Source organism: Streptomyces chattanoogensis (genome assembly GCF_001294335.1).
In the GTDB taxonomy this organism is placed as follows: Bacteria; Actinomycetota; Actinomycetes; order Streptomycetales; family Streptomycetaceae; genus Streptomyces; species Streptomyces chattanoogensis.
Genome location: NZ_LGKG01000141.1, coordinates 54,581 through 80,706, shown reverse-complemented (window position 1 = coordinate 80,706; position 26,126 = coordinate 54,581). Strand labels below are relative to the sequence as shown.

The 26,126-nt window shown below is 70.2% G+C and carries 28 protein-coding genes; 10 read left to right on the top strand and 18 right to left on the bottom strand.

The annotated features are described in order from the left end of the window. Nucleotides 1-2: 2 nt before the first annotated feature. Complete coding sequence (gene mqnC / locus ADL29_RS20145) at nucleotides 3-1,202, bottom strand: cyclic dehypoxanthinyl futalosine synthase (RefSeq protein WP_053925034.1); 1,200 nt, start codon at nucleotides 1,200-1,202, stop codon at nucleotides 3-5. A gap of 104 nt (nucleotides 1,203-1,306) precedes the next feature. Continuing rightward, nucleotides 1,307-3,121, bottom strand: coding sequence for a serine/threonine-protein kinase (locus ADL29_RS20140; RefSeq protein WP_053925033.1), 1,815 nt, complete (start codon nucleotides 3,119-3,121; stop codon nucleotides 1,307-1,309). A gap of 181 nt (nucleotides 3,122-3,302) precedes the next feature. On the opposite strand from ADL29_RS20140, the gene ADL29_RS20135 reads away from it, so the two are divergent. Beyond that, a complete protein-coding gene (locus tag ADL29_RS20135) occupies nucleotides 3,303-4,409 on the top strand; it encodes an alpha/beta hydrolase (RefSeq protein WP_053925032.1) in 1,107 nt (368 codons plus the stop codon). A gap of 54 nt (nucleotides 4,410-4,463) precedes the next feature. Here the strand turns inward: ADL29_RS20135 and ADL29_RS20130 are convergent, their stop codons facing one another. Then, a complete protein-coding gene (locus ADL29_RS20130; RefSeq protein WP_078971149.1) occupies nucleotides 4,464-5,360 on the bottom strand; it encodes a menaquinone biosynthetic enzyme MqnA/MqnD family protein in 897 nt (298 codons plus the stop codon). Nucleotides 5,361-5,677: 317 nt separating this feature from the next. On the opposite strand from ADL29_RS20130, the gene ADL29_RS20125 reads away from it, so the two are divergent. Then, a complete protein-coding gene (locus tag ADL29_RS20125) occupies nucleotides 5,678-5,881 on the top strand; it encodes a cold-shock protein (RefSeq protein ID WP_030667277.1) in 204 nt (67 codons plus the stop codon). 440 nt (nucleotides 5,882-6,321) lie between these two features. On the opposite strand, the gene ADL29_RS20115 is transcribed toward ADL29_RS20125, so the two are convergent. The 3 genes from ADL29_RS20115 to ADL29_RS20105 are packed head-to-tail and all read right to left on the bottom strand — an operon-like array spanning nucleotide 6,322 to nucleotide 8,036. Next, nucleotides 6,322-6,915, bottom strand: a complete 594-nt coding sequence (locus ADL29_RS20115; protein WP_053925029.1) for a hypothetical protein — start codon at nucleotides 6,913-6,915, stop codon at nucleotides 6,322-6,324. Next, the gene (locus ADL29_RS20110) at nucleotides 6,908-7,204 is read right to left on the bottom strand and encodes a DUF397 domain-containing protein (RefSeq protein ID WP_053925028.1); all 297 of its coding nucleotides are present in this window, start codon (nucleotides 7,202-7,204) and stop codon (nucleotides 6,908-6,910) included. Before ADL29_RS20110 ends, ADL29_RS20115 begins: the two co-directional genes overlap by 8 nt. Continuing rightward, a complete protein-coding gene (locus tag ADL29_RS20105) occupies nucleotides 7,185-8,036 on the bottom strand; it encodes a helix-turn-helix domain-containing protein (RefSeq protein ID WP_053925027.1) in 852 nt (283 codons plus the stop codon). Before ADL29_RS20105 ends, ADL29_RS20110 begins: the two co-directional genes overlap by 20 nt. A 110-nt stretch (nucleotides 8,037-8,146) precedes the next feature. On the opposite strand from ADL29_RS20105, the gene ADL29_RS20100 reads away from it, so the two are divergent. Beyond that, nucleotides 8,147-8,371 carry a hypothetical protein gene (locus ADL29_RS20100; protein WP_053925026.1) on the top strand — a complete coding sequence of 75 codons (225 nt, stop codon included), beginning with the start codon at nucleotides 8,147-8,149 and terminating at the stop codon, nucleotides 8,369-8,371. A gap of 497 nt (nucleotides 8,372-8,868) precedes the next feature. Here ADL29_RS20100 and ADL29_RS20095 read toward each other — a convergent pair whose 3' ends face one another. The 3 genes from ADL29_RS20095 to ADL29_RS20085 form a co-directional block, all read right to left on the bottom strand. Then, a complete protein-coding gene (locus tag ADL29_RS20095) occupies nucleotides 8,869-10,077 on the bottom strand; it encodes a serine hydrolase domain-containing protein (protein ID WP_053925025.1) in 1,209 nt (402 codons plus the stop codon). Nucleotides 10,078-10,275: 198 nt separating this feature from the next. Then, nucleotides 10,276-12,210: an AMP-dependent synthetase/ligase gene (locus tag ADL29_RS20090; RefSeq protein WP_053925024.1), complete on the bottom strand. Its 1,935-nt coding sequence runs from the start codon at nucleotides 12,208-12,210 to the stop codon at nucleotides 10,276-10,278. 471 nt (nucleotides 12,211-12,681) lie between these two features. Beyond that, the gene (locus ADL29_RS20085; RefSeq protein WP_053925023.1) at nucleotides 12,682-13,350 is read right to left on the bottom strand and encodes a TetR/AcrR family transcriptional regulator; all 669 of its coding nucleotides are present in this window, start codon (nucleotides 13,348-13,350) and stop codon (nucleotides 12,682-12,684) included. 196 nt (nucleotides 13,351-13,546) lie between these two features. On the opposite strand from ADL29_RS20085, the gene ADL29_RS20080 reads away from it, so the two are divergent. Next, entirely contained in the window at nucleotides 13,547-14,434 is an 888-nt protein-coding gene (locus ADL29_RS20080) for an alpha/beta fold hydrolase (protein WP_053925022.1), read from the top strand. A gap of 159 nt (nucleotides 14,435-14,593) precedes the next feature. Here ADL29_RS20080 and ADL29_RS20075 read toward each other — a convergent pair whose 3' ends face one another. The 6 genes from ADL29_RS20075 to ADL29_RS20055 form a co-directional block, all read right to left on the bottom strand. After that, nucleotides 14,594-15,976: a dicarboxylate/amino acid:cation symporter gene (locus ADL29_RS20075; RefSeq protein ID WP_053925021.1), complete on the bottom strand. Its 1,383-nt coding sequence runs from the start codon at nucleotides 15,974-15,976 to the stop codon at nucleotides 14,594-14,596. A 384-nt stretch (nucleotides 15,977-16,360) separates the two neighbouring features. Further along, nucleotides 16,361-16,648, bottom strand: a complete 288-nt coding sequence (locus ADL29_RS20070) for a DUF4229 domain-containing protein (RefSeq protein WP_046931091.1) — start codon at nucleotides 16,646-16,648, stop codon at nucleotides 16,361-16,363. 132 nt (nucleotides 16,649-16,780) lie between these two features. After that, complete coding sequence (locus ADL29_RS43560; protein WP_157878542.1) at nucleotides 16,781-16,978, bottom strand: hypothetical protein; 198 nt, start codon at nucleotides 16,976-16,978, stop codon at nucleotides 16,781-16,783. Further along, a complete protein-coding gene (locus ADL29_RS20065; protein WP_053925020.1) occupies nucleotides 16,947-17,471 on the bottom strand; it encodes a GNAT family N-acetyltransferase in 525 nt (174 codons plus the stop codon). The genes ADL29_RS43560 and ADL29_RS20065 overlap by 32 nt, the downstream gene beginning before the upstream one ends. Nucleotides 17,472-17,531: 60 nt before the next feature. After that, a complete protein-coding gene (mqnE, locus tag ADL29_RS20060; protein ID WP_053925019.1) occupies nucleotides 17,532-18,695 on the bottom strand; it encodes an aminofutalosine synthase MqnE in 1,164 nt (387 codons plus the stop codon). A gap of 248 nt (nucleotides 18,696-18,943) precedes the next feature. Then, nucleotides 18,944-19,402, bottom strand: coding sequence for an Lrp/AsnC family transcriptional regulator (locus tag ADL29_RS20055; protein WP_046927358.1), 459 nt, complete (start codon nucleotides 19,400-19,402; stop codon nucleotides 18,944-18,946). 147 nt (nucleotides 19,403-19,549) lie between these two features. Between ADL29_RS20055 and ADL29_RS46060 the strand changes: the two genes are divergently transcribed. After that, the gene (locus tag ADL29_RS46060; protein ID WP_281181898.1) at nucleotides 19,550-19,684 is read left to right on the top strand and encodes a hypothetical protein; all 135 of its coding nucleotides are present in this window, start codon (nucleotides 19,550-19,552) and stop codon (nucleotides 19,682-19,684) included. Between the two features lie 6 nt (nucleotides 19,685-19,690). On the opposite strand, the gene ADL29_RS20050 is transcribed toward ADL29_RS46060, so the two are convergent. After that, complete coding sequence (locus ADL29_RS20050) at nucleotides 19,691-20,425, bottom strand: UbiX family flavin prenyltransferase (protein WP_179954565.1); 735 nt, start codon at nucleotides 20,423-20,425, stop codon at nucleotides 19,691-19,693. Nucleotides 20,426-20,564: 139 nt separating this feature from the next. Here ADL29_RS20050 and ADL29_RS20045 point away from each other — a divergent pair, with 139 nt between their 5' ends. Further along, the gene (locus tag ADL29_RS20045; protein ID WP_053925018.1) at nucleotides 20,565-21,164 is read left to right on the top strand and encodes a rhomboid family intramembrane serine protease; all 600 of its coding nucleotides are present in this window, start codon (nucleotides 20,565-20,567) and stop codon (nucleotides 21,162-21,164) included. Between the two features lie 89 nt (nucleotides 21,165-21,253). Further along, on the top strand, nucleotides 21,254-21,859 hold the full coding sequence (locus ADL29_RS20040; RefSeq protein ID WP_053925017.1) for a DUF4870 domain-containing protein: 606 nt from the start codon (nucleotides 21,254-21,256) through the stop codon (nucleotides 21,857-21,859). A gap of 44 nt (nucleotides 21,860-21,903) precedes the next feature. Here the strand turns inward: ADL29_RS20040 and mqnP are convergent, their stop codons facing one another. Next, entirely contained in the window at nucleotides 21,904-22,809 is a 906-nt protein-coding gene (gene mqnP, locus ADL29_RS20035) for a menaquinone biosynthesis prenyltransferase MqnP (protein ID WP_053925016.1), read from the bottom strand. Further along, a complete protein-coding gene (locus ADL29_RS20030) occupies nucleotides 22,806-24,263 on the bottom strand; it encodes a menaquinone biosynthesis decarboxylase (RefSeq protein ID WP_053925015.1) in 1,458 nt (485 codons plus the stop codon). The genes mqnP and ADL29_RS20030 overlap by 4 nt, the downstream gene beginning before the upstream one ends. Nucleotides 24,264-24,351: 88 nt before the next feature. Between ADL29_RS20030 and ADL29_RS20025 the strand changes: the two genes are divergently transcribed. The 3 genes from ADL29_RS20025 to ADL29_RS20015 all read left to right on the top strand — a co-directional run bounded on the left by ADL29_RS20025 (nucleotide 24,352) and on the right by ADL29_RS20015 (nucleotide 25,942). Further along, on the top strand, nucleotides 24,352-24,792 hold the full coding sequence (locus ADL29_RS20025; RefSeq protein WP_053925014.1) for a PLD nuclease N-terminal domain-containing protein: 441 nt from the start codon (nucleotides 24,352-24,354) through the stop codon (nucleotides 24,790-24,792). Between the two features lie 34 nt (nucleotides 24,793-24,826). Continuing rightward, a complete protein-coding gene (locus ADL29_RS20020) occupies nucleotides 24,827-25,255 on the top strand; it encodes a nucleoside deaminase (RefSeq protein ID WP_053925177.1) in 429 nt (142 codons plus the stop codon). Nucleotides 25,256-25,318: 63 nt separating this feature from the next. Next, nucleotides 25,319-25,942: a DUF4291 domain-containing protein gene (locus ADL29_RS20015; RefSeq protein WP_053925013.1), complete on the top strand. Its 624-nt coding sequence runs from the start codon at nucleotides 25,319-25,321 to the stop codon at nucleotides 25,940-25,942. The last annotated feature ends 184 nt before the right edge of the window (nucleotides 25,943-26,126 follow it).

The window sequence follows — 26,126 nt, the reverse complement described above, 5'->3', positions numbered from 1 at the left end:
TCTCAGTTGGCCTCGACGAGCTTCAGCTCGGGGTGCGCCGTCCCGCCCTCGATCGCCGTGGACGACAGATGCGACACCACACGCTCGTCCACCGGGTCGTTCGCCGGGTCGTCGTGCACGACGAGGTGCTCGTACGTCGTGGCGCGCTGCGCCGGGACGCGGTCCGCCGAGCGGATCATGTCGATCATCTCGCGGAGGTTGGAGCGGTGCTTGGCACCGGCCGAGGAGACGACGTTCTCCTCCAGCATCACCGAGCCGAGGTCGTCGGCGCCGTAGTGGAGCGTCAGCTGGCCGACCTCCTTGCCGGTGGTCAGCCACGAGCCCTGGATGTGGGCGACGTTGTCGAGGAAGAGCCGGGCGATGGCGATCATCCGCAGGTACTCGAAGAGGGTGGCCTGCGTCCGCCCCTTCAGGTGGTTGTTCTCCGGCTGGTAGGTGTACGGGATGAAGGCGCGGAAACCGCCCGTACGCTCCTGGACGTCCCGGATCATCCGGAGGTGCTCGATGCGCTCGGCGTTGGTCTCGCCCGTACCCATCAGCATGGTGGACGTCGACTCGACGCCCAGCCCGTGGGCCGCCTCCATGATCTCCAGCCAGCGCTCGCCGGACTCCTTCAGCGGCGCGATGGCCTTGCGGGGGCGGGCGGGGAGGAGTTCGGCACCCGCGCCCGCGAAGGAGTCGAGGCCCGCGGCGTGGATCCGGCGGATCGCCTCCTCGACGGACACTCCGGAGATCCGGGCCATGTGCTCCACCTCGGACGCGCCGAGGGAGTGGATCACCAGCTGCGGGAACTCCTTCTTGATGGCCGCGAAGTGCTTCTCGTAGTACTCGACGCCGTAGTCCGGGTGGTGGCCGCCCTGGAACATGATCTGGGTGCCGCCCAGTTCGACGGTCTCCGCGCAGCGGCGCAGGATGTCGTCGAGATCGCGCGTCCAGCCCTTCGCCGTGTCCTTCGGCGGGGCGTAGAACGCACAGAACTTGCAGGCCGTCACGCACACATTGGTGTAGTTGATGTTGCGCTCGATGATGTACGTCGCGATGTGCTCACTGCCGGCGTAGCGGCGGCGGCGCACCGCGTCGGCGGCCTGGCCCAGCGCGTGCAGCGGCGCGGAACGGTAGAGGTCGAGCGCCTCCTCCGGGGTGATGCGGCCGCCCTGCGCGGCGCGGTCGAGTACGGACTGGAGGTCGGCGTTCTCGGTCACCGGGGCGTCCCTTTCGGAGGCGGGCATAACGACCGAACCAGCGTACGTCAGGGGTCCGACGGCCCCGGCCGCCGGTCCGCCGTCAGCGGTTCGTCAGCGCTTCGTCAGCGCTTCGTCAGGGTGGCCTTGGGGGTGCCGCCCGCGTCGTCGTCCGAGGCGAAGGCGATCCTGCCGTCCTTGCCGAGCGTGTACGTCACCCGGGAGGTGGTCCCCGTACAGCCGGGCCCCTGCCTGCCGTCGGGCCGTTCCCGCAGGACCAGGGTGTTCCCGGTGGACGACACCAGCTTCGCCTTGGCCTCGCAGCGCAGCACGATCACGTCATAGGTGGTGTGGATGACGTAGTCCCCCTTGCCGCCCTGCTTGATCACGCTGGTCATCGTGCCGTTGTATCCGGTGTGCGCCGTCGTCACACTGCCGGTCCAGGTGCCGAGGAAGCCCTTGGCGACGGAGGGCGGGGTGCCCCCGCCCGGGTCCCCGGGCGCGGTCGCCGTGTCCTTGGCGGGCGGCTTGGCGGCCAGGTCCCTGCCGCCGGAGCCCGGCAGCAGATGGAACACCCACGCCGCGGTCGTCGCGGCGGCCAGCGCACCGGCCACCGACAGCACCAGCGTGCAGCTCACCCGGCGCGGCCGCTGCTCGCCGCCGACCGCCCCGGTCAGCGCGATCCGGCGCTCCTTGGGGGCCGTGGCGGTGTGCACGGCGGACGGGTCCACGGTCGCGGCGTCGGCGACCGCCGCCCCGGCAACGGGCCAGGGAGACGGCGGCGGACCGGACGGCCGGGCGGGCACACTCGGCTCCTGCGTCTCGAAGGGAACCAGGCCGGAGGGCTGACCGGCGCCGGAGGGCTGACCGGTCCCGTAGGAGGGATCCGCCCCATAGGAGGCATCCGGCCCGTACGAGGGACGCGCCCCGTACGAGGCCCCCGAGGCCCCCGCCCCGTACGACGGATCCGGCGGCCCGAACGCCCCGCCGGCCGGGGCCGAAGCGCCCTCCGCGCCGTGCGGAGCGGCCGCCTCCGCCTCCAGGTTCAGCAGCTCCACCGCCCGTCGGCTGACCTGCTCCATCACGGCCCCCGGCAGCCATCCGGCCCGCACCAGCTCCGCGGCCCCGCCGCTCCCGTCCCCCGCGAGCCGGGCCGCGAGCTCGGCCGGAGCGGGCCGCCCCGCGGGGTCCTTGGACAGACAGGAGGACACCAACTCCCGCAGCTCGCCGCCCAGTTGGGCGCCCAGCAGCGGCTCCTCGTGCACCACCTTGTACAGCAGCGCGGCCGACGAGTCCCCGGCGAACGGGCTGGCCCCCGTCGCCGCATACGCCAGCACGGCTCCCAGCGAGAAGACATCCGCGGCGCCCGTCGCGCCGTTCCCCAGAATCTGCTCGGGTGCCATATAACCGGGCGACCCGACGGACACCCCGGTGGACGTCAGGGAGACCGTCCCCTCCATCGCCCGCGCGATCCCGAAGTCGATCAGCAGCGGACCGTCCAGCGTCAACAGCACATTCGACGGCTTGACGTCCCGGTGGACCAGCCCGAGCGCATGGACGGCGGCCAGCGCCTCGGCGAGCCCCGCGCCCAGGACCCGTACGGAACGCTCGGCCAGTGGCCCGACATCGGCGACGGCCTGGGCCAGTGAGGGACCGGCGACATAGCCGGTGGCGATCCACGGAATGGACGCGTCCGGATCGGCGTCCAGGACCGGCGCGGTCCAGTCGCCCCCCACCCGCTGCGCCGACTCGATCTCCCGCCGGAAGCGGGCCCGGAACTGGTCGTCGGCCGCCAGCTGCGCATGGACGACCTTCACCGCGACCGTACGGCCGCCCTCGCTGCGCCCCACATAGACCCGCCCCATACCGCCGGCGCCGAGCCGGCCCAGCAGCCGGTACCGGCCCAGGACGCGTGGATCGTCGCCTGCCAGCGGCTCCATGGCTCGCCTCCCCCTTGCACGGCCCTTCGGACGGTCCTTCGTACGGCGCGCTTCAGCTTATGACCCATGTCATGCGCGGCCGCCGGAAACCCCCGCACCACTTTCCGCATCAAACAGGGCGCAAACCGCCACACCTCCCCAACCTGCCCACCACGGCAGCGCGACCGTCCGGAGTACCTCCGTGCACCACCCGCACGCCCCCCGCCCCCGCAGAAAGCGCCGGCTCCTCCTCGGCTCGGCCGTCGCGGCCCTGGTCCTCGTCGCCGCCGTCCCCGTCCTGAACCACCTCGACGTGTTCTCGGACAACGGCGAGCCCATGTCCTTCAGCGGCCCGGCCCCCGGCTCCACGGCATCCGCCCCGGACGGCGCGGACCGCCCCACCGACCCGGCAGTCCGTATGCCCGCCGGCCCGCAGGCGGAATTCCGTACCGCCAACACCCTCGCCGACGGCACCAGGATCGGCGTCACCACGCTGCACGGAAAGAAATCCGGCTTCACCGGCAAGGTCTGGATCTGGGCGCCGAAGGAGTACTACGAGGACCGCTACCGCAACAGCGGCTTCCCGGTGCTGATCGCGCTGCCCGGCGGCCCCGGCTACCCCGTTAACTACTGGATGGGCACCGACCTCGGACTCCAGAGCACCATCGGCGACATGGCGGCGGCCGGCCGGAGCAAGCCCTTCGTCGTCGTCATGCCCGTGCTGAACCCCGACCAGGACCACTACTACGACGGCAGCGACATCCCCGGGCAGCCGAAGATGGGCACCTGGCTGTCGGACGACGTCCCGGACCTGGTCAGGGCCAACTTCCGGACGTTCGCCCACCGCGACGGCTGGGCCTTCATGGGCTCCTCGTCCGGCGGGTTCGCCGGCCTCAAGCAGGTCCTGCAGCACCCGGACCGCTTCAAGGCGGTCATCGCCTCCGGCCCCGACACCCGCCCCGACTCCCCCCTCTGGCGCGGCCACGAAAAAGCCCTGCGCGCCAACGACCCCGAGCACCTGGCCGAACAGCTCGCCGCCCGCCCCGGCGCTCCCCCGGTCCACCTCGAGTTCCAGATCGGCAGCAAGGAGTCCGGCCGCGCAAACCTGGAACGCTTCCTGCGGAAGTACGGGAACACCGAGGACGGCCCCGTAAAGGCCCGCCTCCACGTCATCCAGGGCGGCACCCACAACGCCCGGAGCTACGTCCAGGGCATGCGGGAAGCCACGCTGGAGGCCATCAGCAAGGTCCTCCGCGGCCCGACCCCGGCCGCGCCCGCCCCGGCACCCGTCCGGCCGGCCGGTCCGTAGAGGGCACTCAGGAGCAGACCTCGGCCGGCGGCTGCCCCCGGCCGGCCGCCCCGGCTAGGGCCGGCCGCCCAGCAGATCCACCTTCACATCCGCCGGGAACCCGGTCGTCGGTCCGACCCGGCGGGCGAATTCCGTCACACCCTGCAGCTGGTCGGCCCCGAAGCGGAAATCCAGCGTCGTGAAGTACCGCTCCAGCACCGACTCGTCGAACATCTCCCAGCGGGCCGCCTGCTCCGCGACCTTGGTGACCTCCTCCAGCGACAGATCGCGGGAGGCGAGAAACGCCTCGTGCACCTTCTCCACGACGGCCGGCTCGCGCTCCAGATAGTCGCGCCGGGTCGCCCATACGGCGAAGACGAACGGCAGCCCCGTCCAGTCCTTCCACATCTGCCCGAGGTCGTGCACCTCCAGGCCGAGCTTGGGCCCGTCGTGCAGATTGGCGCGCAGCGCGGCGTCGCCGATCAGCACCGCGGCGTCCGCCTCCTGCATCATCAGCCCCAGGTCCGGCGGGCAGCTGTAGTACTCCGGCTGCACCCCGATCTTCTCGGCCAGCAGCAGCTGCGCCAGCCGTACGGAGGTGCGCGAGGTCGACCCGAGGGCGACCCGGCCGCCGTGCAGCTGCTCCAGCGGCTTCTGCGAGACGATCACGCAGGACATCACGGGCCCGTCGCAGCCGACGGCGAGGTCCGGGAACGCCACAAGATCATCAGCGGCCCGCAGGAACTCCACCAGGGTCACCGGCGCGATGTCGAGCTCCCCCCTGATCAGCTGCTCGCTCAGCTTCTCCGGGGTGTCCTTGCTGAGGTCCAGATCGAGCAGCGCACCCGTACGGGCGAGGCCCCAGTAGAGGGGCAGGCAGTTCAGGAACTGGATGTGGCCCACCCGGGGCCGGCAGCGACGGCGGTCGGCCGGTGCGCCCGCGGGTGCGTCTCCAAAGGTTGAATTGTCCACATGCGGAGGCTAGACCCGCCGCTCTCGGGGCCATGCGGCGGGTCTGCAAGCGGGACCGCAGAAGAGCCCGTACGGCTCTCCGTACCCCCTCCGTACGACTCCCCGCACGACTCTCCGTGCGGCGCTCACTCCCCCGGCTAAACGTGATCTTTAGCTCTTCCGCCTGCCGAGTGCACCGTGCTAGGCTCAGCGCAAGTTGCAGTTTGGTTTCCCTTGCAGTACAAAGCCTGCGGAGCATGTGACCCGCAGGCTTTTGTAGTTTTCAGACTTGTTTGCAGGTTCTGGAGCAGGGCAACCCTTTGGCCCAAGGAGGGCTTATGGCTACCGGAACCGTCAAGTGGTTCAACGCTGAAAAGGGCTTCGGCTTCATCGCCCAGGACGGCGGCGGCCCGGATGTCTTCGTCCACTACTCCGCGATCAACGCCTCTGGCTTCCGCTCCCTCGAGGAGAACCAGCAGGTCACCTTCGACGTCACGCAGGGCCCGAAGGGTCCGCAGGCGGAGAACGTAACCCCCGCGTAGTAAGTTGCCCGGCCCGGAATAATTCCTGGTCACTCTCTTTGCAGTACCCAAGGAGCCCTGCTCCTCCGCTTCGGCGGGGAGCGGGGCTCCTGCCTTTTGCGCCCCCTCCTTTTGGCCCGCGACGCCACCGGGAACGGCCCGCCGCGTGAATTCCTCGTATCGCCGTATCGAACACCGGACAACGGGAAACGGGAAACCGCAGATCGCCCTGCCGGAATTCCACGGACGGCACGTGCGCCGCCCTGGTTCGCCGTATGGATCCCGCTAACGGTCGGGCAGCCACCCGAGCTGAACGAGAGGCGCGCCTCGCTTGCGGGAAACGAAGTAGCCGGCCTCCGCCCGAAGCAGAACCGTCGCCCGTTCGCCCGGCTTGAGGATCTCGGGGAGCACCCCCTCCCCGCCCCCCGGGACGAGCTCACGGCACTCGGGCGGCCACCCCGTCACGCCTCACCGGCCGCCGGTTCCAGGACACCCGCGCCCGGTCCCGGCAGCCTGCCGACGGCAACGCTCGAGCGCCTTCTCGAACCGCTCGTCCGCTTCGTGGTTGTCGGCGGACAGAACTCCCCGGCACGGGTCAGCGCCTCCCAGTACGTCGAGGGAGCCCCTTCGACGGGGTGGGGACCGCTGTCCGCGGGGGAGAGAAACGCCCCGGTCAGCGCTCCGGTGCGAAGGCGACGCCAGAGGCTGTGCGCATGGCCGGAACCGAAGGTGCCGTGGGCGCCGATCGCCGTGCCCAACCAGCGTTTGATCTCCTCGCCACGCTCGTCCAGCGAACGGTCGACGTCGAACACACCGAGCGTCTCGAGGATCTCGCCCCCCATCCGCTCCTCACCCGGGTTCAGCTCGTCCAGCAGCTCGTCGCTGCCGTCCAGCCGTTGCTCCGCGTCGGCACGCGGCACGCCGAGCGCCAAGCACACCGCGAGCGCGGCAGACGGCGAATCTGCTGCTTTCCGCGCCAGTTCGGCGAAGACGTCGACCGCTGAGGCGCCGGTGAGCAGGCCTGCGCGAGCAGCCTCGACCAGCAGGTCAGGCAAGGAACGTGTCGGCTTTGACAGCCGTGACGAAGCGGGCCCAGGCGGCGGCCGGGATGATAACGGTCGGGCCGTCGGGTGCGGTCTTGGTGTCGCGTACGGGGACGAGGCCGGGGTGGTTGTTGGCCACCTCGATGCAGTTGCCGCCGGAGCCGTTGCAGTAGCTGATCCCACCCCAGCGGGCGGCACCGAGAAACCCCTCAGCAACCTCCACGCAGAGGCCCCTATCACCGTTGCTGTAGCTACTCTTGCGCCAGTTGGCTGTGCTCAAGTCAACGCGGATGCTTGCCATTTCCGTAGCCCTCCGCCGCCTTCTCGATCATTGCCAGGGACTCCTCAGGCGGCAGTGCGGCGGCTCTGAGCCGATCGTAGGCCTTCTGGTACCGCCTCACGATTCCTGAGTCATCGATGGTCTGGCCGCTGTACATGCCCTCGACGTACACAAGTGGTGGGGCATCGCAGAAGGTCATGATCCGCGTCGTGCCGGTCATAAATGGGTGCGCGCGCCCTTTCACCGGGAGAATCTGCGGCACGAAACAACGACGCCGGGCGAGGGCGGCAACATGAGCAAGCTGCTCTGCCATCTCGTCGTCGCCGATGATCGGCTGCTTCAGGATCGACTCATGTAGCACGACCCAGCGCTCGGGGGCTGTCGTGCTTTCGAAACGCCCCGCATACTCGCGTCTTGCAGCGACCTTGGAGGCGACCTCTTCCTCGGTGTCCTCAGGGTGAGCAGCGTGTACGACCGCCCGGATGTACGGCTCCAGTTGGAGCGGTCCCAGAATCAAGGTGGGATCCCAGTCCTCGATATCCCGAGCGCGCCATGCCGCCTCTGCGACTTCTGCGAAGTAGTCCGCGTGTCCGCTCGGCTTCGCGTTCCGCACGTCTTCGCAATGCCGGGCGAAGAACCCATCGGTCTCCAGCGCTCGGTCAATGTGGCTCGCCAGTGTCTCCGGAATACGCCGCTGACCGCGCTCAATCTCACTCAGGTAACTCGTCCCGAAGTAGCTGCCCTCAACGGTCTCCTTGAGCGTGCGCCCTGCCTTCTCCCGCTTCCACCGCAACTCCTTGCCGTAGAACGCGGGGACGCTCCGCGAACCGTCAATTTCCTTGCGCACAGGCATGTTTCACCATTCCACAGATCGCACAGTGGCCATGAAAACCCTTCCAAGCCACGCCGCACCACGGCACTCTGTGAGCAGTTCGTCACCATGCGCACAGGGAGATAAAGGGCATGCACGACCACGACGTCAACCACAACCACATCGACGACGCCGACGAGTGCACCGAAGCGCTCCGCACCGCCCTCGCGGCCAACGGCATCACCCTGCCGTCGCTCGGCCTCGAGCTGCCGGCCTATGCGGGCAGCTACCGCCTCTCGCTCATCGCGCTCGGGAACTGCAACACCGCCACGGCCCGAAAGCTGACGGCCGTGCTCCGTAAGGCTGCGGCGCAATGAGAGGCCCCGTGCCACCTCCCCCACAGAGGTGACACGGGGGTTCCAGTCTGACGCGCCAAGCGCCTCGGCTCCAGAGCAGAGGGGCGCCTTTCTTCGTACGGCATCCCGGAAGACCCCCGCGACCGTCCGACCGGTCCGGGGGCGCGGCTATCAACCGACAGGAGGTTGACACGCATGAGCGACCTTAGCCGAAAGATCTTGCTCTTGGTACTGGGTTGGTTACTTCCGGCACACGGACAGCGCCGGGCGACGTCCGGCATGTCGTACACCACTCTGCGCACCACCGCGCGCCCCCGCCCCTTCGGTGCCTCCGCTGACCAGGCCTCGCCACCCCGCCGAGGTCCCGCTGCGCGGCGAGGACAGCTGCTTCGTACGGCGGCCGGCCGTATCTGCTGACCGACGCGGAGTGGAGGAGACCGTGCGGCGGCTCAACCGGTGGTCGTCCGGGGGAGGCGGGCGGCGGTGAGGTGGGGGGCGGCGTACACGTCGGCGTACGGCTACTGCGCGGGCAGCGCGAACGCTGCCCTCACTATGCGCTCAGCGACCGGATTCCTCTGCTCGCTCTTGGCGTCGGTGGCGTTGACGGAGAAGACGAGGGTGCGGGACAGGTCCTCGGTTGCGGCGAAGAGTGTGCTGTAGCCGGGCCGGGATCCGCTCTTCAGCCAGATGATCTTGCCGTCGCCGGCGTCGTAGCGCTGCAGGCCCGCGCTCATCGTGGCGCCCTTGACGTGCGGGACGGTGAGCATCTCCCGTTCCAGGAGCGACTGCGGGACGATCTTGCCCTGGAAGAGCGCGACGACGAACTTCTCCAGGTCGGCGGTGGTGGAGATCATGTCTCCGGCCGCCCAGCGGTCGGACATGTTCCACTCGGTCGCGTCCACGGTCCGGCCGTCCGCCAGCTTCTGGTAGCCGCGGTTGTGCGGGCCGTGGATCCGGGGGTCGGGGCCCTCGGGGAAGGACGTGTGCCGCATGCCGGCCGGGCGGAAGATGCGTACCGCGGCCTGGTGCGCGTACGAATCGCCGGTGGTCTGCTCGATCAGCATGCCGAGGACGGTGTAGTCGATGTTGCCGTAGCGCTGTTTCTTGCCCGGGCCTTCCCCAGGGCCCCGGTACGGACCCTTGGCGACAGAGGACGCGACGACGGCTTCCGGGGTCAGGGTCTTGAAGCGGTTCTCGTACCCCTCGGCGTTCTCCGGGCCGAGGGTGGCGCCCGGCTGGAGCCCGCTGGTGAACGTGAGCAGCTGCCGGACGGTGATGGGCCGGAAGGCGTCGGTCAGCAGGCCGGGCAGATAGTGCTGCACCGTCCCGTCGAGATCGATCTTTCCCTCGGCGGCGAGTTGCAGTACGAGAGCCGAGGTGACGACCTTGGTGGTGGAGCCCGCGCGGAAGCGGGCGTTCTCCAGGGCCTTGCGGTGGCTTTCGAGGTCGTGGACGCCGGCGCTGCCGTGCCAGCTGCCGTGGCCGCCGACGCGCACGAGGGCGGCGGTGGCGTCCTTGTCGGGGAGCCCGCGGAGGGCCTTTTCCAGTGCGGGCACGTTCGGGCCGGTCGATGGGTGACCGGTCCCCGCCTGAGCCGTTGCCACGTCGGTGCCGGGCGCGTCGGCCAGGGCGGGGGCCGACGCGCCGGCGGACAGCGCGAGCACGAGGGCGGCGGCGAGAGCCGCACGTGTACCTCTGTGGCTGTGGTTGCGGCTGCGGAAGTGCAAGGCATGCTCCGTGGTGTGAACGGCCGGTGCGTACGGCTTTCATGCTGCCGAGCGCAACCGCACCGCGGATCACCACAATGGGGGGTGTTCGACCCTGAGGTCTCCCGGAGGCGATCCGGGGCAACCGGGTTGTACGGCTCGGGGTTTCGTCAGGGTCGCCCCTTAGGGGAGGACGGGGACGGGGTCACCGAGGCGGGGTCACTGCTTGTCGTACAGCCCCTCGATCTCCTTCGCGAAGTCGCGGGCCACGGCCGCCCGACGCAGCTTCAGCGACGGGGTGAGATGGCCGGTCTGCTCCGTGAAGTCGGTTGGGAGGACGGCGAAGCGGCGGATGGACTCCGCGCGGGAGACCAGGCTGTTGGCGTCGTCCACGGCATGCTGGAGGTCGGCCAGGAGGCGGTCGTCGCGTACGAGTTCCGCGAGCGGCACGTCGCGTTTCCTGGTCATCTGGCGCCAGTGGGCAAGGCCGTCGGGGTCGAGGGTGATCAGGGCCGTGACGTACGGGCGGTTGTCGCCGAGGACCATGCACTGGCCGACCAGGGGGTGGGAGCGGAGGCGGTCCTCCAGGGGCGCGGGGGCGATGTTCTTGCCGCCCGTGGTGACGATGATCTCCTTCTTGCGGCCGGTGATGGTGAGGTAGCCGTCGGAGTCCAGGGCGCCCAGGTCCCCGGTGGCCAGCCAGCCGTCCCGGTCGGTCATGGGGACGGCCGTGCCCCGGGCCGCGTCCCAGTAGCCGGTGAAGACATGACCTCCCTGGAGGAGGATCTCGCCGTCGTCGGCGATGCGGACGGCGCTGCCGGGCAGCGGCCAGCCGACCGTGCCGATACGGGGGCGGAGGGGCGGGGTGACGGTTGCGGCGGCGGTGGTCTCCGTCAGGCCGTACCCCTCGAAGATCTCGATGCCGGCGCCGGAGTAGAAGGCGGCGAGGCGGTGGCCCAGTGGGGAGCCGCCGCAGATCGCGTAGCGGACCGCGCCACCCAGGGCGGCGCGGATGCGGCGGTAGACCAGGGGGTCGTAGAGCTTGCGGGCGGCCTTGAGGGCGAGGCCGGGGCCCGGTCCGGTCCCGTGTTCCTGGGCCTCGACGGCCTCGCCGTAGGCGCGGGCTATACGGGCCGCGCGGTCGAAGGAGGCGGCCCGGCCCATCTTCTCGGCGGTGGCGCGGCCGGTGTTGAAGACCTTCTCCAGGACGTAGGGGATGGCCAGGAGGAAGGTGGGCCGGAAGGCGGCGAGATCGGCGAGGAGGTCGTCGGTCTGGATGCTGGGGGCGTGCCCGAGGCGGACCCTGGCGCGGAGACAGCCGACGGCGACCATCCGGCCGAAGACGTGGGAGAGGGGGAGGAAGAGGAGGGTGGAGGCGGGTTCCTGGCTCACCGACTTGAAGACGGGGTGGAGGAGTTCGACGGCGTTGTCCACCTCGGCGAAGAAGTTGGCGTGGGTGAGGGCGCAGCCTTTGGGGCGGCCCGTGGTGCCGGAGGTGTAGATGAGGGTGGCGAGGGAGGCGGGGCCGACGATGGCGCGGCGCTCGTCGACGGCCTCGTCGGGGAGGTCACGGCCCGCGGAGACGAGGTGGGAGACGGCCCCGGTGCTGAACTGCCAGAGGTGGTCGAGGGCGGGGAGTTCGGTGCGGATGCCGCTGATCAGGCGGGTTTCCTCGACGCTCTCCCCCACGCAGGCGCGGGCGCCGGAGTCGTGCAGGATCCACTGGGCCTGGTGGGCGGAGGAGGTGGGGTAGAGGGGGACGGTGACCAGGCCGGCGGCCCAGGCGGCGAAGTCGATCAGGGTCCATTCGTAGGTCGTACGGGCCATGATGGCGAGCCGGTCGCCGGGATGCAGGCCATGCGCTATCAGGCCCTTGGCCACCGCCCGTACCTGGGCGGCGAATTCCGCGGCGGTGATGTCGCGCCAGGCGCCGCTGGGCTGTTTTCGGGCCAGGACGGCATCGGCGGGGGCCTCGGCGGCGTTGATGAAGGGAAGGTCGCCGAGCGAGCCGGTGTGGACGGGCGGGGCCAGGGCGGGGACGGAGACCTCGCGGACGGTGCCGTTGAGGACGGTTTTGTGCGGCTCGGTGAGGGTGGGGGCCGGGACCGGAGTGGCGGCTCGGGTTTCGGGTGCGGCGCTTTCCTGGCTGAACACGGGCGGCTCCTCATTTCTTCCGTGGGAGGGAAATGGCGGCGCGTTCTTGCGTGGGGGGGGCGCGTTCTTGGTGCGAGGTCCGCGGGTGGGGGTCAGGCGGGGTGCCCAGGCCGGGGGCCGGTGGCGTTGGGGTGCGTACGGTGTGCCCGCGTTCGCCGGCGAGTTGGGGTGTCGGTCCCTGGCCCTGCAGTCGGCGCTGCAGTCGGCGCGGCAGTCGGTCCTGAAGCCGGTACTGCCGTCGGTACTGCCGTCGGTCCGCCGGCAGCTCTCATCTCGACCAACCCCTGACCCGTCAGTAACCTTACTTCGAAGTAAATTTACGCGAGGACCGGGAGCCGGCCAATCCCCGGTCACCGCCTTCCTCTTGCCGATTCCGGGTGGGCGCGTCCGCCAACCAGTCGGCGCCGGGCGGAAGCCCCGGCCAAGGGTCCGCCCGGCGCCGCCGGGTGCATCAACAGGTCGGACGGTGCGTCAGCCGCCCGGCGCCCACCGTTCGCCGTCGGTCATCCGACCGAGGCCCGCCCAGGCGAGGTTCATCAGCGTGGCCGCCGTGTCCTTCGCCGAGGAGTGCTCTCGTTCTCCGTAAGCCCCTTCCCCTTCGCTGGAGTTGGACCACTCGGCGAGCGATTCGGCCGCGCCGACCATCGCATGGGCGAGGCCGGCCACCTCGCGGTCGGCCAGTTCCCCGGCGCAGCCCGCTTCCTTGGCGGCTGCGCCGATCAGGTCCGTGACGAACTCCACGATCTCGGCGCGCATCGCGGCCACTTCGAGGGCGAACGGCTCACCGTGCGTACGGGCCTGCTGATGCAGGACGGCCCAGCCGTCCGGGTGTTCGGCGGTGTGTGCGAAGAACCCCTTCAGTCCGCTCCACAGCTGCCGGTCGGCCGGCGCGTCCGGCTCCACGGCCGCCGTCACGGCCGCCACCAGCGCCGCCCGCTCCCGCCGGATGACGGCGGTGAACAGCTCGTCCTTGGAATTCAGATAGAGATAGACCAGCGGTTTGGAGACCCCGGCGGCCTCGGCGATCTCGTCCATCGAGGCCGCCCGGTAGCCGCGCCGGGCGAACGTCCGCACCGCCGCATCCAGCATCTGCTGCTCCCGGACCGCCCGCGGTACCCGCTTGCTCTTCACGGCACCCATGCCGAATACCCCTCCGTCCCGCCCCTTTGCCGCATTTACTGCAAAGTAAGTTTACGATCTTCGCCTCCCGCACCCAGTTCCTTGACATGATCTCGCCATAACGAGACGATACGGTTCGTCGCGGGCGCGCGTGGTCATTGCGCACCCTCGCTCCTTCTTCCTGCTTCCTCCCTTTCCCCTACGAACAGGACCGGCCGTGCAGCAGTTCATCGACGCTTCCACCCCCGGCATCCGCCTGTGGACCGAACAGCGTGGACCCGCCGACGCTCCCCCGCTGCTCCTGGTCATGGGCGCCCAGGCGAGCGGCCTCGGCTGGCCGGAACCGCTGGTGGACGCGCTGGCCGCGCACCACCGGGTCATCCGCTACGACCACCGCGACACCGGGCGCTCCAGCTGGCCGTTCGAGGAGCAGCCGTACCGGATCGCCGATCTCGCCGCGGACGTCGTCACCGTCCTGGACGGGCTCGGCATCCCGCGGGCGCACCTCGTCGGCCTGTCACTCGGCGGCATGCTTGCCCAGATGACGCTCGCCGACCACCCCGACCGGTTGATCAGCGCCACCCTCATGGGCACCAGCGCCCTCAGCACCACCCCCTACACCCGCCCCGACGGCACCACCGTCCCGGTCGGCGAACTCCCCGGCATCGCACCCGAGGTCCTGGAGATGTGGGCCCGCCCCGTCGAGGACCACGGGGCGGAGGCCGAGGTGGAACGCCGTGTCGCACACTGGCGGGTACTCGCCGGTGATCTGCTGCCCTTCGACGCCGGCTTCTTCCGCGCCCTGGAGCGCCGCATCATCGAGCACACCGGCCACTACCGCGTCGGCACCGCGCACGGCCGGGCCGACGTCTCCGGCATGCTCCGCACCGACGCACTCGCCGGGAACCGGGTCCCCACCCTCGTCATCGCCGCCCCGGCTGAGCCGGTCTTCCCGCCCCCGCACCCTCAGCACATCGCCCAGGCCGTCGGCAACGCCCGTCTCGTCGAGATCCCGGGCATGGGCCACGCCCTCCCGCCGGCCGTCCACGCCCCGCTCGCGGCGGCGATCCTGGCGCATACGGGGGCGGTGCCGCCCGCCGGGTAACGGGCGCCGCCGGACACGACGGCGCCCCCGCAGCCGTCCATCCGTACCGGATCTACCGGGTGTTGCCGGATGTACTGACTGCGGGGGCGCCGTGGTGTTTCTGCGAGTCCCGTTCGCTACGGGACCCCGTTGACCACGAGGTCCCGTTCGCTGCCGGCCTCAGCCGGCGGCGGCCGCGGCGGGCACCGGAGCGGCTTCCGCCTCGGTCACCGTCCCGGTAGCGGCCTCGGGCTCGGTCCCGGTCCCGGTGTCGCCGATGCGGATGCTGGTCGCGGCGGCGAAGGCCTCGCGGTCCAGGATCTTCTCCTTGGCGGAGACCAGGATCGGGATGACCGACTGTCCGGCGACGTTGGTGGCCGTCCTCATCATGTCCAGGATCGGGTCGATGGCCATCAGCAGACCGACGCCCTCCAGGGGCAGCCCCAGGGTGGACAGGGTCAGCGTCAGCATGACCGTGGCGCCGGTGAGGCCCGCAGTGGCGGCGGAGCCGATGACCGAGACGAAGGCGATCAGGATGTAGTCGCCGATGCTCAGGTGGACGTCGAAGATCTGGGCGATGAAGATCGCGGCGATCGCCGGGTAGATCGAGGCGCAGCCGTCCATCTTGGTCGTCGAGCCGAACGGCACCGCGAAGGAGGCGTATTCGCGCGGCACACCGAGGCGCTCGGTGACCTTCTGGGTGACCGGCATGGTGCCGACCGAGGAGCGGGAGACGAAGGCCAGCTGGATGGCGGGCCAGGCGCCGCGGAAGAACTGCAGCGGGTTGACCTTGGCGACGGTCGAGAGCAGCAGCGGGTAGACGCCGAAGAGGACGAGCGCGCAGCCGATGTAGACGTCGACGGTGAAGGTCGCGTACTTGCCGATCAGGTTCCAGCCGTACGTGGCGATGGCGTTGCCGATGAGGCCGACGGTGCCGAGCGGGGCAAGGCGGATGACCCACCACAGGGCCTTCTGCAGCAGCTCGAGGACCGAGCGGCTGATGGTGAGGACCGGTTCGGCCTTCTCGCCGAGCTGGAGGGCGGCGATACCGGCGACGGCCGCCATGAAGACGATCTGCAGGACGTTCAGCTCGGTGAACGGCGTGATGATGTCGGTGGGGACGATGCCGGTCAGGAAGTCGATCCAGGAGCCGGCGTGGTCGGGGAGCTTGCCGTCCTTGGGGGTCAGGCCGGTGCCCGCGCCGGGGTTGGTGAGCAGGCCGATGGCCAGGCCGATCGCGACGGCGATCAGCGAGGTGGCCATGAACCACAGCAGGGTGCGGGTGGCGAGCCGGGCGGCGTTGTTGACCTGCCGCAGGTTGGTGATCGACACCAGGATCGCGAAGAAGACCAGCGGGGCGACGGCCAGCTTCAGCAGCTGGACGAAGAGGTCGCCGATGTGCTGCAGCGTGGACGTGAGCCAGCCGAGATCACCGCTCTTGGCGACCCAGCCCAGCAGCACGCCGAGGACGAGACCGGCCAGGATCTGGGCCCAGAAGGGGACCTTGGGTATTCGGGACGTCTTGGAGGCGGTGGCCTGGGCAGACGTGGGCGAGGACGACAACGGACACACTCCGGTGAGGACAGGCGTAAGGCACAAGGGACGGCGTGGAAAGGCGCCAGGAGTCCGTACGCAGGGATCTCCGGCCGCTGGATATGTGGTGGTCAGCGGCGGCAACAGGCCGCGGACACACAGCGGCAAAGATCGACGTGCAGGCGCGCCACGAGCGGAACGCTCATGGGGGACGGGGGCGCAGCTGCTGTCTTCATGTAAAGCACGTTAACACTTGAACTTTGAGGGACCCAAAGAAAATCTTTCAGACGGGGGCGGACGGGCGACGCGACACAGGGGACGAAAGGGGCGTAAAACGCGGCGGGCGCCCGGCCGTTGGGGAGTGCGTTCCCAACAGCCGGGCGCCCGGTGGCGCGAGGCTCGGTGTGAGGCGTCTTACACGCCGTCCTCCTGGCCGCGGTTGGCCGCGAGGCGCTCGCGCTGGCGGTCGACCTTGGCCACGATCTGCTCGGACATCGCATCCCGCTGCCTGCGCAGCAGCACGAAGCTGAGCGGAGCGGAGATCACGATGGCCAGCAGCAGGAGCCAGGGGAGATTCGAGCTGCCGATGCCGAGGGGGATGATCCGGAAGTAGGCCAGCACCCACACCACGGCGAACGAGGCGATGAAGAGGCCGATGCGAAGCGCGGTGTAGCGGAGCGTGGCGAACTGGGGGCTACTCACGGACTGGACCTTCTTCTCAACGGCAACCGAAAGGGTCTCCTGCCAGTGAAGCACAGCGGCACGGGCGATCTTTCCCGGCCCCGCGGCCGCCGGACGATGCCGGGTCCCTCACCCGGGGTCACTGTCCGCGGATCACCGGCAGTGGATCGCCCGCAGCCCGGTCACGCCGTCGTAGGAGCGGTTCAGCAGCGGTTCCGGTAGGGGTACGCAGCCGAGCTCCGTGACGGCGGACTCGGCCTTGCGCCGGTCGGCCTCCCGCAACGCCTCGGCGGGATCGTCCGCCCGCTGCCGCCCCCGCTCAGGCCAGCTCGAGCCACATCGTGATGTCATCCCGGAACTCCCCCTCCGCCACCTTGATCGCACCCGGGACCCGGCCGACCACCTTGTAGCCGCAGGCCTCGTAGAAGCGGCGGGCGCCGGTGCCGCCGCGGCAGGTGAGGCGTATACCGCGGATGCCCTCGAAGGTGCGGGCGGCGTCGGCCACCGCGGACATCAGGGCGCGGCCGATCCCCCGGCCCTGGAGGGAGGGGTCCACCATGACGGTGTAGACCCACAGCCAGTGCTGCATCAGGCGGTGGCCGGTGGGGGCGAGATACGCCGTCGCCAGGACCCGGCCGGTCTCGTCGCGGCCGACCAGCAGGCGCTCGCGGCCCTCGGCCAGGGCCGTCAGCTTCCTGAGCAGATCGGGACGTATGTCCTCGCGGGTCACCGGCGGGACGAAGCCGACCGCGCCGCCCGCGTTGGAGACGTCGGTCCACAACCGGCACAGTCCGTCGTGGAGTTCGGGGGTGACGGAAGGGTCCAGGTCGAAACGCACGTTCATGACCCGGACCCTAACTCCCGCCACTGACAGACGTCCGTGACAGAGGTCCGTACCGCCGGGTCAGACGCGCATCGGCTGCGGGGACTCGCGGCGGTCCGGGTCCGGGCCGAGGTACTCGCGGATGGCCTCGTAGCGGGTGTTGCGCTCGACGGGGCGGAAGCCGGCGTCGCGGATCAGCTCGAGGAGGTCCTCGCGGGTGAGCTTGTTCGGGGTGCCGTAGTTGTCCGCGTCATGCGTGATCTTGTACTCGACGACCGAGCCGTCCATGTCGTCCGCGCCGTGCTGGAGGGCGAGCTGGGTGGTCTGCAGACCGTGCATCACCCAGAAGCACTTGATGTGCGGGACGTTGTCGAACAGCAGGCGGGAGACGGCGAAGGTCTTGAGGGCCTCGGCGCCGCTGGCCATGGTCGTACGGGCCTGCAGCCTGTTGCGGACCTTGCCGTCCTGCATGTCGACGAAGTCGTGCTGGTAGCGCAGGGGGATGAAGACCTGGAAGCCGCCCGTTTCGTCCTGGAGTTCGCGCAGGCGAAGGACGTGGTCGACGCGGTGGCGGGGCTCCTCGATGTGCCCGTAGAGCATCGTCGAGGGGGTCTTGAGGCCCTTTTCGTGGGCGAGGCGGTGGATGCGCGACCAGTCTTCCCAGTGGGTGCGGTGGTCGACGATGTGCTGCCGGACCTCCCAGTCGAAGATCTCGGCGCCGCCGCCGGTCAGCGACTCCAGGCCGGCGTCGATCAGCTCGTCGAGGATCTCGGAGGCGGTGAGCCCGGAGATGGTCTCGAAGTGGTGGATCTCGGTCGCGGTGAAGGCCTTCAGGGAGACCTGCGGGAGGGCTTCCTTGAGCGCCTTGAGGGAGCGCGGGTAGTAGCGCCAGGGGAGGGTCGGGTGCAGACCGTTGACGATGTGCAGCTCGGTGAGGTTCTCGCCCTCCATCGCCTTGGCGAGGCGGACGGCCTCCTCGATGCGCATCGTGTACGCGTCCTTCTCGCCCGGCTTGCGCTGGAAGGAGCAGTAGGCGCACGACGCGGTGCACACATTCGTCATGTTGAGGTGACGGTTGACGTTGAAGTGGACGACGTCGCCGTTCTTGCGGGTGCGCACCTCGTGGGCGAGGCCGCCCAGCCATGCCAGGTCGTCGGACTCGTAGAGGGCGATACCGTCCTCGCGGGTCAGCCGCTCTCCGGCGTGGACCTTCGCCTCCAGCTCGCGCTTGAGGCCCGCATCCATAGATGCAGCCATCCCGTCGCCTCCCAGTGTCCCGGCCACGTCAGTGCCGTATCCGTGCCGTATCGGTGCCGTATGCGTGCCGCCCCGGTGCCCGTTCGGTACCGAAAAACGGCTTCGACGAGCCTACTCCCCCGTCTTCCGGCGGACGGCAGCCCCCGGCCGCCGGGCCGGCCGAGGCCGGGTGTACGGGCGGACGGAGGCCTCCTGGCGCCGCCCCGTCCGCCCCTGCGGCACAGCGCTGCTCGCCCTTACGCGTCCTCTTCGGGCAGTTCGCCGACGCGGTTCTCCCATTTGGTGGAGAGCACGATCGTGGTGCGCGTACGGGAGACGCCCTTGGTGCCGGACAGCCGCCGGATGGTGCGCTCCAGGCCGTCGACGTCACCCACCCGCACCTTGAGCATGTACGAGTCGTCGCCGGCGATGAACCAGCAGTCCTCGATCTCGGCGAGGTCCTTGAGCCGGCGCGCCACGTCCTCGTGGTCGGCGGCGTCCGACAGGGAGATGCCGACCAGCGCGGTGACGCCGAGCCCGAGGGACGCGGCGTCGACCGTGGCGCGGTAGCCCGTGATCACCCCGGCGGCCTCGAGGCGGTTGATCCGGTCGGTGACGCTGGGCCCGGAGAGGCCCACGAGCCGGCCGAGCTCCGCGTACGAGGCCCGTCCGTTCTCGCGAAGTGCCTGGATGAGCTGCCTATCCACCGCGTCCATGCCCTCAAGCCTTCCAATCTTTACGCATTTTCGGGTTTCGCATGTAGAATCTAAGGCATACAGGGCCACAAGCCCTGCATTTCTTTCGAATCCTCCACCGATCAGCCACAAACTGATCAGCGACGATCTTCAACAGGAGCAGTCACCGTGTACTCGATCGAGATGGCCTACGCCCGCATGCGCGAGCTGCAGGACCAGGCCAATCGTTCACGTGCCCAAAAGGAAGCGGCCCCGCGGGCCCGGCGCCTGTTCGGCCGCGCCACCGCGGCCAAGAAGCGCTAGACACCACTAGGACGGGTCCGGGGCGCCCTCCTCCTTGGAGCCGCCTCGCAGTTCCCCTTCCCAGCGCCGGTACAGACCGTGCGGCACCTCTGCCGCATCGAGCACCCGGCCCGCGACGAAGTCCACCAGATCCTGGATGTGCGTCGCCCCCGCATAGAACGCCGGAGAGGCGGGCAGCACCACGGCGCCCGCCTCGTCCAGCGCCACCAGATGCTTCAGCGTCGGTCCGTTCAGCGGAGTCTCGCGCACCGTGACCACCAGCCGGCGGCGCTCCTTGAGCGTCACGCTCGCCACCCGCTGCAGCAGATCCTTCGAGAGCCCGAGCGCCACCCCGGCCACACACGCCGTGCTGGCCGGGACGATCAGCATCCCCTTGACGGGGTACGAACCGGACGACGGGCCAGCCGCCAGATCACCGGCCGGCCAGTACCGCACCGCCGCCAGATCCGCCTCGGTCACCGGGAACGTCCCCGGCTTGCCGTCCGCCCCCAGCGCCAGCCATTGCCGCAGGTCAGTGCGCCAATGCGCATCCCGGAAGGCGATACCGGTCTCGTCCAGCAGGGTCAGTCGCGAGGCCCGGCTGACGATGAGGTCCACCGTCTCGCCCGCGGCGAGCAGCCCGCGCAGCACGGACGCGGCGTACGGGGTTCCGGACGCGCCGGAGATCCCCACGACCCACGGGCGGCGGCGGCCGGGATCCGGCTGACCGGTGTTACTGATGTCGTTGTGCGGCGGCTCCACAACTCGAGCCTATCCGCAGGAACCACCGACCCCCTCACGGCCGTTCTTACCTGTGCGCCCCTCGCGCGGCCTGCCGGGGGCCGCCCCGCCCGGAGCGAGACGGCGGGGGGGACGGGGGACGAGAAGGGACGACCGGACGATGACAGCACGCGCGAAGCCCGTGATCTGCCTGATGCTGATGCTGGGGTGGGTCGCCCTGCTCTGGCTGCTGGAAGGCGTCGACTTCGTCACCGGCGGCGCCCTGGACACCTTCGGCATCGCGCCGCGCGACCCCGCCGAGCTGGTCGACATCGTCCCCGCCGCCTTCATGCACTTCGGCTTCGGGCATCTCGCGGCCAACACCGTGCCGCTGCTGGTCCTCGGCTTCGTCGCCGCGCTGCGCGCGGGCATCCGCCGCTTTCTCGCCGTCGCCCTCCTCGTCATCCTCGCCAGCGGCCTCGGCGTCTGGCTGACGGCCGCACCGGGCAGCAACACCGCGGGCGCCTCCGGCGTGGTCTTCGGCCTCTTCGGCTATCTCCTGGTGCGCGGCTTCATCGAACGCAAGCTCCTCGACATCGGCATCGGGGTGCTGGTCGGCGCGGTGTACGGCTCGATCGTCTGGGGCGCGCTGCCGACCGACGGCCAGATCAGCTGGCAGGGCCATCTGTTCGGGCTGATAGGCGGGGTGGTGGCGGCCTTCGTCCTGCGGGAACGCCCCCGTGCCGTCACCGCCCGAGCCGCCGTCCGACCCGTCCCGTAGTCTCACGAGACGGAAACCGTCGGCTGCCGCGGTCAGTTGACGCCATCGCGGCGGTGGGCGACAGCAGCAGTGACACGGGGTGAGCCAGCATGTCCGATTACCACCAGCCCGGGTACGGGCCGCAGCAGCCGTACGGTGCCCAGCCGGGCTGGGGCACCGGTCCCTCGGCGGGCGGCTACGGCTATCCGGGCGCCGGCTACCCTGCGGGCCCCGCCTACCAGCAGCCCGCCCCCGGCTACGGCCCGCAGATGCCCTCGCCCTCGAAGGGCCCCGCGATGTGGACCCATCTCGGCGCGCTGCTGACCGTCATCGTGGGCTCGCTGCTGTGCTGCGGCCTCGGCGGCTTCACCGGCTGGGTCGCCCCGCTGTCCATCCGCAACAGCGCCCGCAACCAGCACGACCCCTTTGTCCGCCACCACGCCACCCAGGCGATGAACTTCGGCTTCACCCAGGCCATCGTGGCGGTCCTCGGGGTGATCCTCTGGTTCGCCAGCGGCTTCACCTTCGAGGCCCTCGCCGATGAAGGACAGAAGGCCGGTGACGGCATCGCGGTCCCGCTGCTGACCGTGATGGGCATCATGGGCGCGTACTTCATCTCCGGGCTGGTCTGCGCCATCATCGCCACCGTGAAGGCCAACCACGGCGAGCTGTGGAGCTACCCCCGGCTGATCGCCTGGCCGATGGCCAAGGGCTGAGCCGCCGGCGCGCGGCGGCCCGTCGGACGGGCTCCGCCAGACCGTCAGACCGTCAGTCCCCGCACCAGCACATCCAGCAGCGCGCAGACGAACAGCGCGATCCCGATGAAGCCGTTGACCGTGAAGAAGGCCCGGTTGAGCCGGGACAGGTCGTGCGGGCGGACGATGGTGTGCTCGTAGAGGAACGCCACGGCCACGATCACCAGACCGGCCCAGAAGAACACCCCGGCGCCGGTGGCCAGCGCGTACCAGACCAGCAGGGCCGTGGTGACGGCATGACTGGCGCGGGCGCCGTGCAGCGCCGCCGGGATGCCGAAGCGGGCCGGCACCGACTTCACGCCGTGCGCCCGGTCGGCCTGGACGTCCTGGCAGCCGAAGATCAGGTCGAAGCCGCCGATCCAGACGCCGACCGCGAGACCGAGCACGACCGCGTCCCACGACCAGCTGCCGCTGATCGCGATCCAGGCGCCGACCGGGCCCATCGCCTGGGCCAGGCCGAGGATGGCGTGCGGGAAGTTGGTGAAGCGCTTGCCGTACGGATAGACCACCATCGGGATCACGGCGATGGGGGCGAGGGCCAGACACAGCGGGTTGAGCAGCGCCGCGGCGCCCAGGAAGATCACCACGGCGATCAGCGCGCCGGTCCAGGCGGACTTCACAGTGACCGCGCCGGTGACCAGCTCACGGGTCGCGGTGCGCGGGTTCCGGGCGTCGATCTCCCGGTCGATGATGCGGTTGCAGGCCATCGCGAAGGTGCGCAGCCCGACCATGGCGACGGTGACCAGCAGCAGCTTGCCCCAGTGGATGGTCCGGTCCCACTGGAACATCGCGGTGAGCGAGGCGATATAGGCGAAGGGCAGCGCGAAGACGGAGTGCTCGATCATCACCAGGCGCAGGAACGCCTTGGTGCGGCCCGGCCGCTGCGGGACTGCTGCTGCGGATGCGGTCACAGCCCGTACTCCGTCCAGCGGCGGTCGACCAGGGCGGCCGTCCGCGGGTCGGACTCGACCATGTTCGGCCACCCCCCGTCCCGCGTATAGCCCTCCTCGGGCCACTTCTTCGTCGCGTCGATGCCCGCCTTGCCGCCCCAGAACTGCTGGTAGGAGGCGTGGTCGAGATGGTCGACGGGGCCCTCGACGACGGTCAGGTCACGGGCGTAGTCCGTGTTGCCGAGCGCCCGCCAGGAGACCTCGTGGAGGTTGTGGACGTCGCAGTCGGCGTCGACGACCACGATCAGCTTGGTCAGCGACATCATGTGCGCACCCCAGATGGCATGCATCACCTTCTGTGCGTGCTTGGGGTACTTCTTGTCGATCGAGACGATCGCGCAGTTGTGGAAGCCGCCGGACTCGGGCAGGTGGTAGTCCACGATGTCCGGGACGATGATCTTGAGCAGCGGGAGGAAGAAACGCTCCGTCGCCCGGCCCAGCGGACCGTCCTCGGTCGGCGGGCGGCCCACCACGATCGACTGGAGCAGCGGACGCCGCCGCATCGTCACACAGTCGATCTTCAGGGCGGGGAACGGTTCCTGCGGCGTGTAGAAGCCGGTGTGGTCGCCGAACGGGCCCTCGGGCAGCATCTCCCCGGGCTCCAGCCAGCCCTCCAGCACGACCTCGGCGTTCGCCGGGACCTGCAGCGGGACGGTCTTGCAGTCGACCATCTCGATCCGCTTGCCCTGGACGAAGCCCGCGAAGAGGTATTCGTCGATATCGCCGGGCAGCGGCGCGGTCGAGGCGTAGGTCACCGCCGGCGGGCAGCCGAAGGCGATCGCGACCGGCAGCCGCTCACCGCGTTTGGCGGCGGCCTGGTAGTGGTTGCGGCTGTCCTTGTGGATCTGCCAGTGCATGCCGATGGTGCGCTTGTCGTGGCGCTGGAGGCGGTAGAGGCCCAGGTTGCGCACGCCCGTCTCGGGGTGCTTGGTGTGCGTCAGGCCCAGGTTGAAGAAGGAGCCGCCGTCCTCGGGCCAGGTGAACAGCGCCGGCAGCCGGTCGAGATCGACCGCGTCGCCCTGGAGCACGACCTCCTGGACGGGCGCGCTGTCGCCCTTCACCTTCTTCGGCGGGACATGCGTCATCCCGGCGAGCTTGCCGAACGCCTCCCGTACGCCGACGAAGCCCTGCGGCAGCTCCGGCTTGAGCAGCCCGGCGATCTTGTCGCTGATGTCTCCGTACGCCTTGAGGCCGAGCGCCTTCAGGAGGCGGCGGTCCGTGCCGTACACATTCATGGCCAGCGGCATCGCCGAGCCCTTGACGTTCTCGAAGAGCAGCGCCGGCCCGCCGGACTTCTGCACCCGGTCCACGATCTCGCCGACTTCCAGATACGGGTCGACCTCGGCCTTGATGCGCTTGAGGTCGCCCTCGCGCTCCAGGGCCCGCAGCAGGGAGCGAAGATCGTCGTAAGCCATACGCCCCAGTATCCGGTACGCACTACCCTGTACGGGTCACCGGGCCCCGGCGTCGGGCCCACCGTCGCGCGCAGGGGGCCGTTCCGCAATGCTCAGGTATCTGCCGTTCCTCCTGGTGCTGGCACTGTGGATCTACGCCTTCATCGACTGCCTCAACACCCCCGAATCACAGGTGCGCGGCCTGCCGAAGGTGGTGTGGGTGCTCATCATCCTGCTCTTCGGCGAGGTGCTGGTCGGCCCGATCGCCTGGCTGGTGGCGGGCAAGCAGCGGCAGCCGGCGGGCGGCAACGGCAGCACGCCCTCGGAGTGGCACCGCAACCACAGCACCACGAAGTGGGTGGCGCCGGACGACAATCCGGAATTCCTCCGTTCCCTCAAGGAGGAGAACAAGAAGGACGAGGCGCTGCTCAAGGACTGGGAGGCCGATCTGCGCCGCCGCGAGGAGGAGCTGCGGCGCAAGGAGGCCGGGCAGGGCGACGCCCCGGACGGTTCCCAGGGGCCGGAGGAGAACCCGCAGGGCAAGGGATAGCGCCGTGGACCGCACTCCGGAGGAGGCCCGCGCGATGCTGGCCACGGCGGTGGCCGAGGCACGGGCGGGGCTGGCCGAGGGCGGGATCCCGATCGGGGCGGCGCTGTACGGCGCCGACGGCACGGTGCTCGGACGGGGGCACAACCGCCGGGTCCAGGACGACGACCCTTCGGCGCACGCCGAGACGGCGGCCTTCCGCGCCGCCGGGCGCCGGCGCAGCTACCGCGGGACGACGATGGTCACCACCCTCTCCCCCTGCTGGTACTGCAGCGGCCTGGTGCGGCAGTTCGGCATCTCGCGCGTGGTGATCGGCGAGGCCCGTACCTTCCACGGCGGGCACGACTGGCTCGCGCGGCACGGCGTGGAGATCGTGCTGCTGGACGATCCCGGGTGCGCGGCGATGATGCGGGACTTCATCGGAGCGCACCCCGCGCTGTGGCACGAGGACACCGGGGACGCGTAGGCCGCCGGGCGCCCGGTGGAATTCGGTGGCCCGCGCCCCGTCCGTAAGCCAGGATGAGCCGCCATGAGCACCATCGGCCCGCACGCCGCCGCACCCGAACCCGTCCGCCGTATCCGGGCCCTGCACACCGAACGGACCGTCACCGTCTATCAGGCGTACGCCCCCGCGCTCGGCCTCCCGGCAGCCCGCGACGGCCGTTTCCCCGCGGCCTGGAAGCGCGAGCGGATGACGTGGATCAAGCCGTCGTTCCTGTGGATGATGTACCGCTGCGGCTGGGGCACCAAGGACAGCCAGGAGACCGTACTGGCCGTCGAGATCGACCGGGCCGGCTTCGACTGGGCGCTGCGCCACGCCTGTCTGTCGCACTACGACGCGGACGAGCACCCCGACCGGGCGGCCTGGAAGCAGCAGCTGAAGGCCGCACCGGCCCGGGTGCAGTGGGACCCGGAACGCGATCTGCATCTGGCGCCGCTGCCGTACCGCTCCTTGCAGCTGGGGCTGGCGGGTGAGGCCTCGCGGCGGTACGCGGACGAGTGGACGGTGGCCATCACGGATGTGACGCCGCTGGCCCGGGAGATCCATGCGCGGATGCGCGCCGGCGACACCGGGGCGGCCGCCGCGCTGCTGCCCGAGGAGCGCCCGTACCCGGCACCCGAGGGAACTCCGGGCCTTCTCCGCGTGTCCTGATACAGGATCACAATGACGCGGTTCGGGCGATAGCGGGTCCGCCGCGCACTGCTCGGTGTGGCGTACCGGACGTAGCCCCGACCGGCCAACTCACGCCGGTTCACGGCCCATTGATGCAGCGTTCAGCTCTCTCCCCCTGCCCGGGAAACCCAGGCGCCGCCACAGTCGGTGCGGCCCACCGAGG

Excerpts from the sequence above, each read along its gene's own strand:
- ADL29_RS20030 (WP_053925015.1), bottom strand. The coding sequence starts at position 24,263 with ATGGCTTACGACGATCTTCGCTCCCTGCTGCGGGCCCTGGAGCGCGAG.
- ADL29_RS20085 (WP_053925023.1), bottom strand. The coding sequence starts at position 13,350 with ATGGGTGCCGTGAAGAGCAAGCGGGTACCGCGGGCGGTCCGGGAGCAG.
- ADL29_RS20105 (WP_053925027.1), bottom strand. The coding sequence starts at position 8,036 with ATGCCTGTGCGCAAGGAAATTGACGGTTCGCGGAGCGTCCCCGCGTTC.
- ADL29_RS20110 (WP_053925028.1), bottom strand. The coding sequence starts at position 7,204 with ATGGCAAGCATCCGCGTTGACTTGAGCACAGCCAACTGGCGCAAGAGT.
- ADL29_RS20125 (WP_030667277.1), top strand. The coding sequence starts at position 5,678 with ATGGCTACCGGAACCGTCAAGTGGTTCAACGCTGAAAAGGGCTTCGGC.
- ADL29_RS20065 (WP_053925020.1), bottom strand. The coding sequence starts at position 17,471 with ATGAACGTGCGTTTCGACCTGGACCCTTCCGTCACCCCCGAACTCCAC.
- ADL29_RS20020 (WP_053925177.1), top strand. The coding sequence starts at position 24,827 with ATGCTGGCCACGGCGGTGGCCGAGGCACGGGCGGGGCTGGCCGAGGGC.
- ADL29_RS20040 (WP_053925017.1), top strand. The coding sequence starts at position 21,254 with ATGTCCGATTACCACCAGCCCGGGTACGGGCCGCAGCAGCCGTACGGT.
- mqnE (WP_053925019.1), bottom strand. The coding sequence starts at position 18,695 with ATGGATGCGGGCCTCAAGCGCGAGCTGGAGGCGAAGGTCCACGCCGGA.
- ADL29_RS20045 (WP_053925018.1), top strand. The coding sequence starts at position 20,565 with ATGACAGCACGCGCGAAGCCCGTGATCTGCCTGATGCTGATGCTGGGG.
- ADL29_RS20025 (WP_053925014.1), top strand. The coding sequence starts at position 24,352 with ATGCTCAGGTATCTGCCGTTCCTCCTGGTGCTGGCACTGTGGATCTAC.
- ADL29_RS20055 (WP_046927358.1), bottom strand. The coding sequence starts at position 19,402 with ATGGACGCGGTGGATAGGCAGCTCATCCAGGCACTTCGCGAGAACGGA.
- ADL29_RS20100 (WP_053925026.1), top strand. The coding sequence starts at position 8,147 with ATGCACGACCACGACGTCAACCACAACCACATCGACGACGCCGACGAG.
- ADL29_RS43560 (WP_157878542.1), bottom strand. The coding sequence starts at position 16,978 with ATGACATCACGATGTGGCTCGAGCTGGCCTGAGCGGGGGCGGCAGCGG.
- ADL29_RS20140 (WP_053925033.1), bottom strand. The coding sequence starts at position 3,121 with ATGGAGCCGCTGGCAGGCGACGATCCACGCGTCCTGGGCCGGTACCGG.
- ADL29_RS20015 (WP_053925013.1), top strand. The coding sequence starts at position 25,319 with ATGAGCACCATCGGCCCGCACGCCGCCGCACCCGAACCCGTCCGCCGT.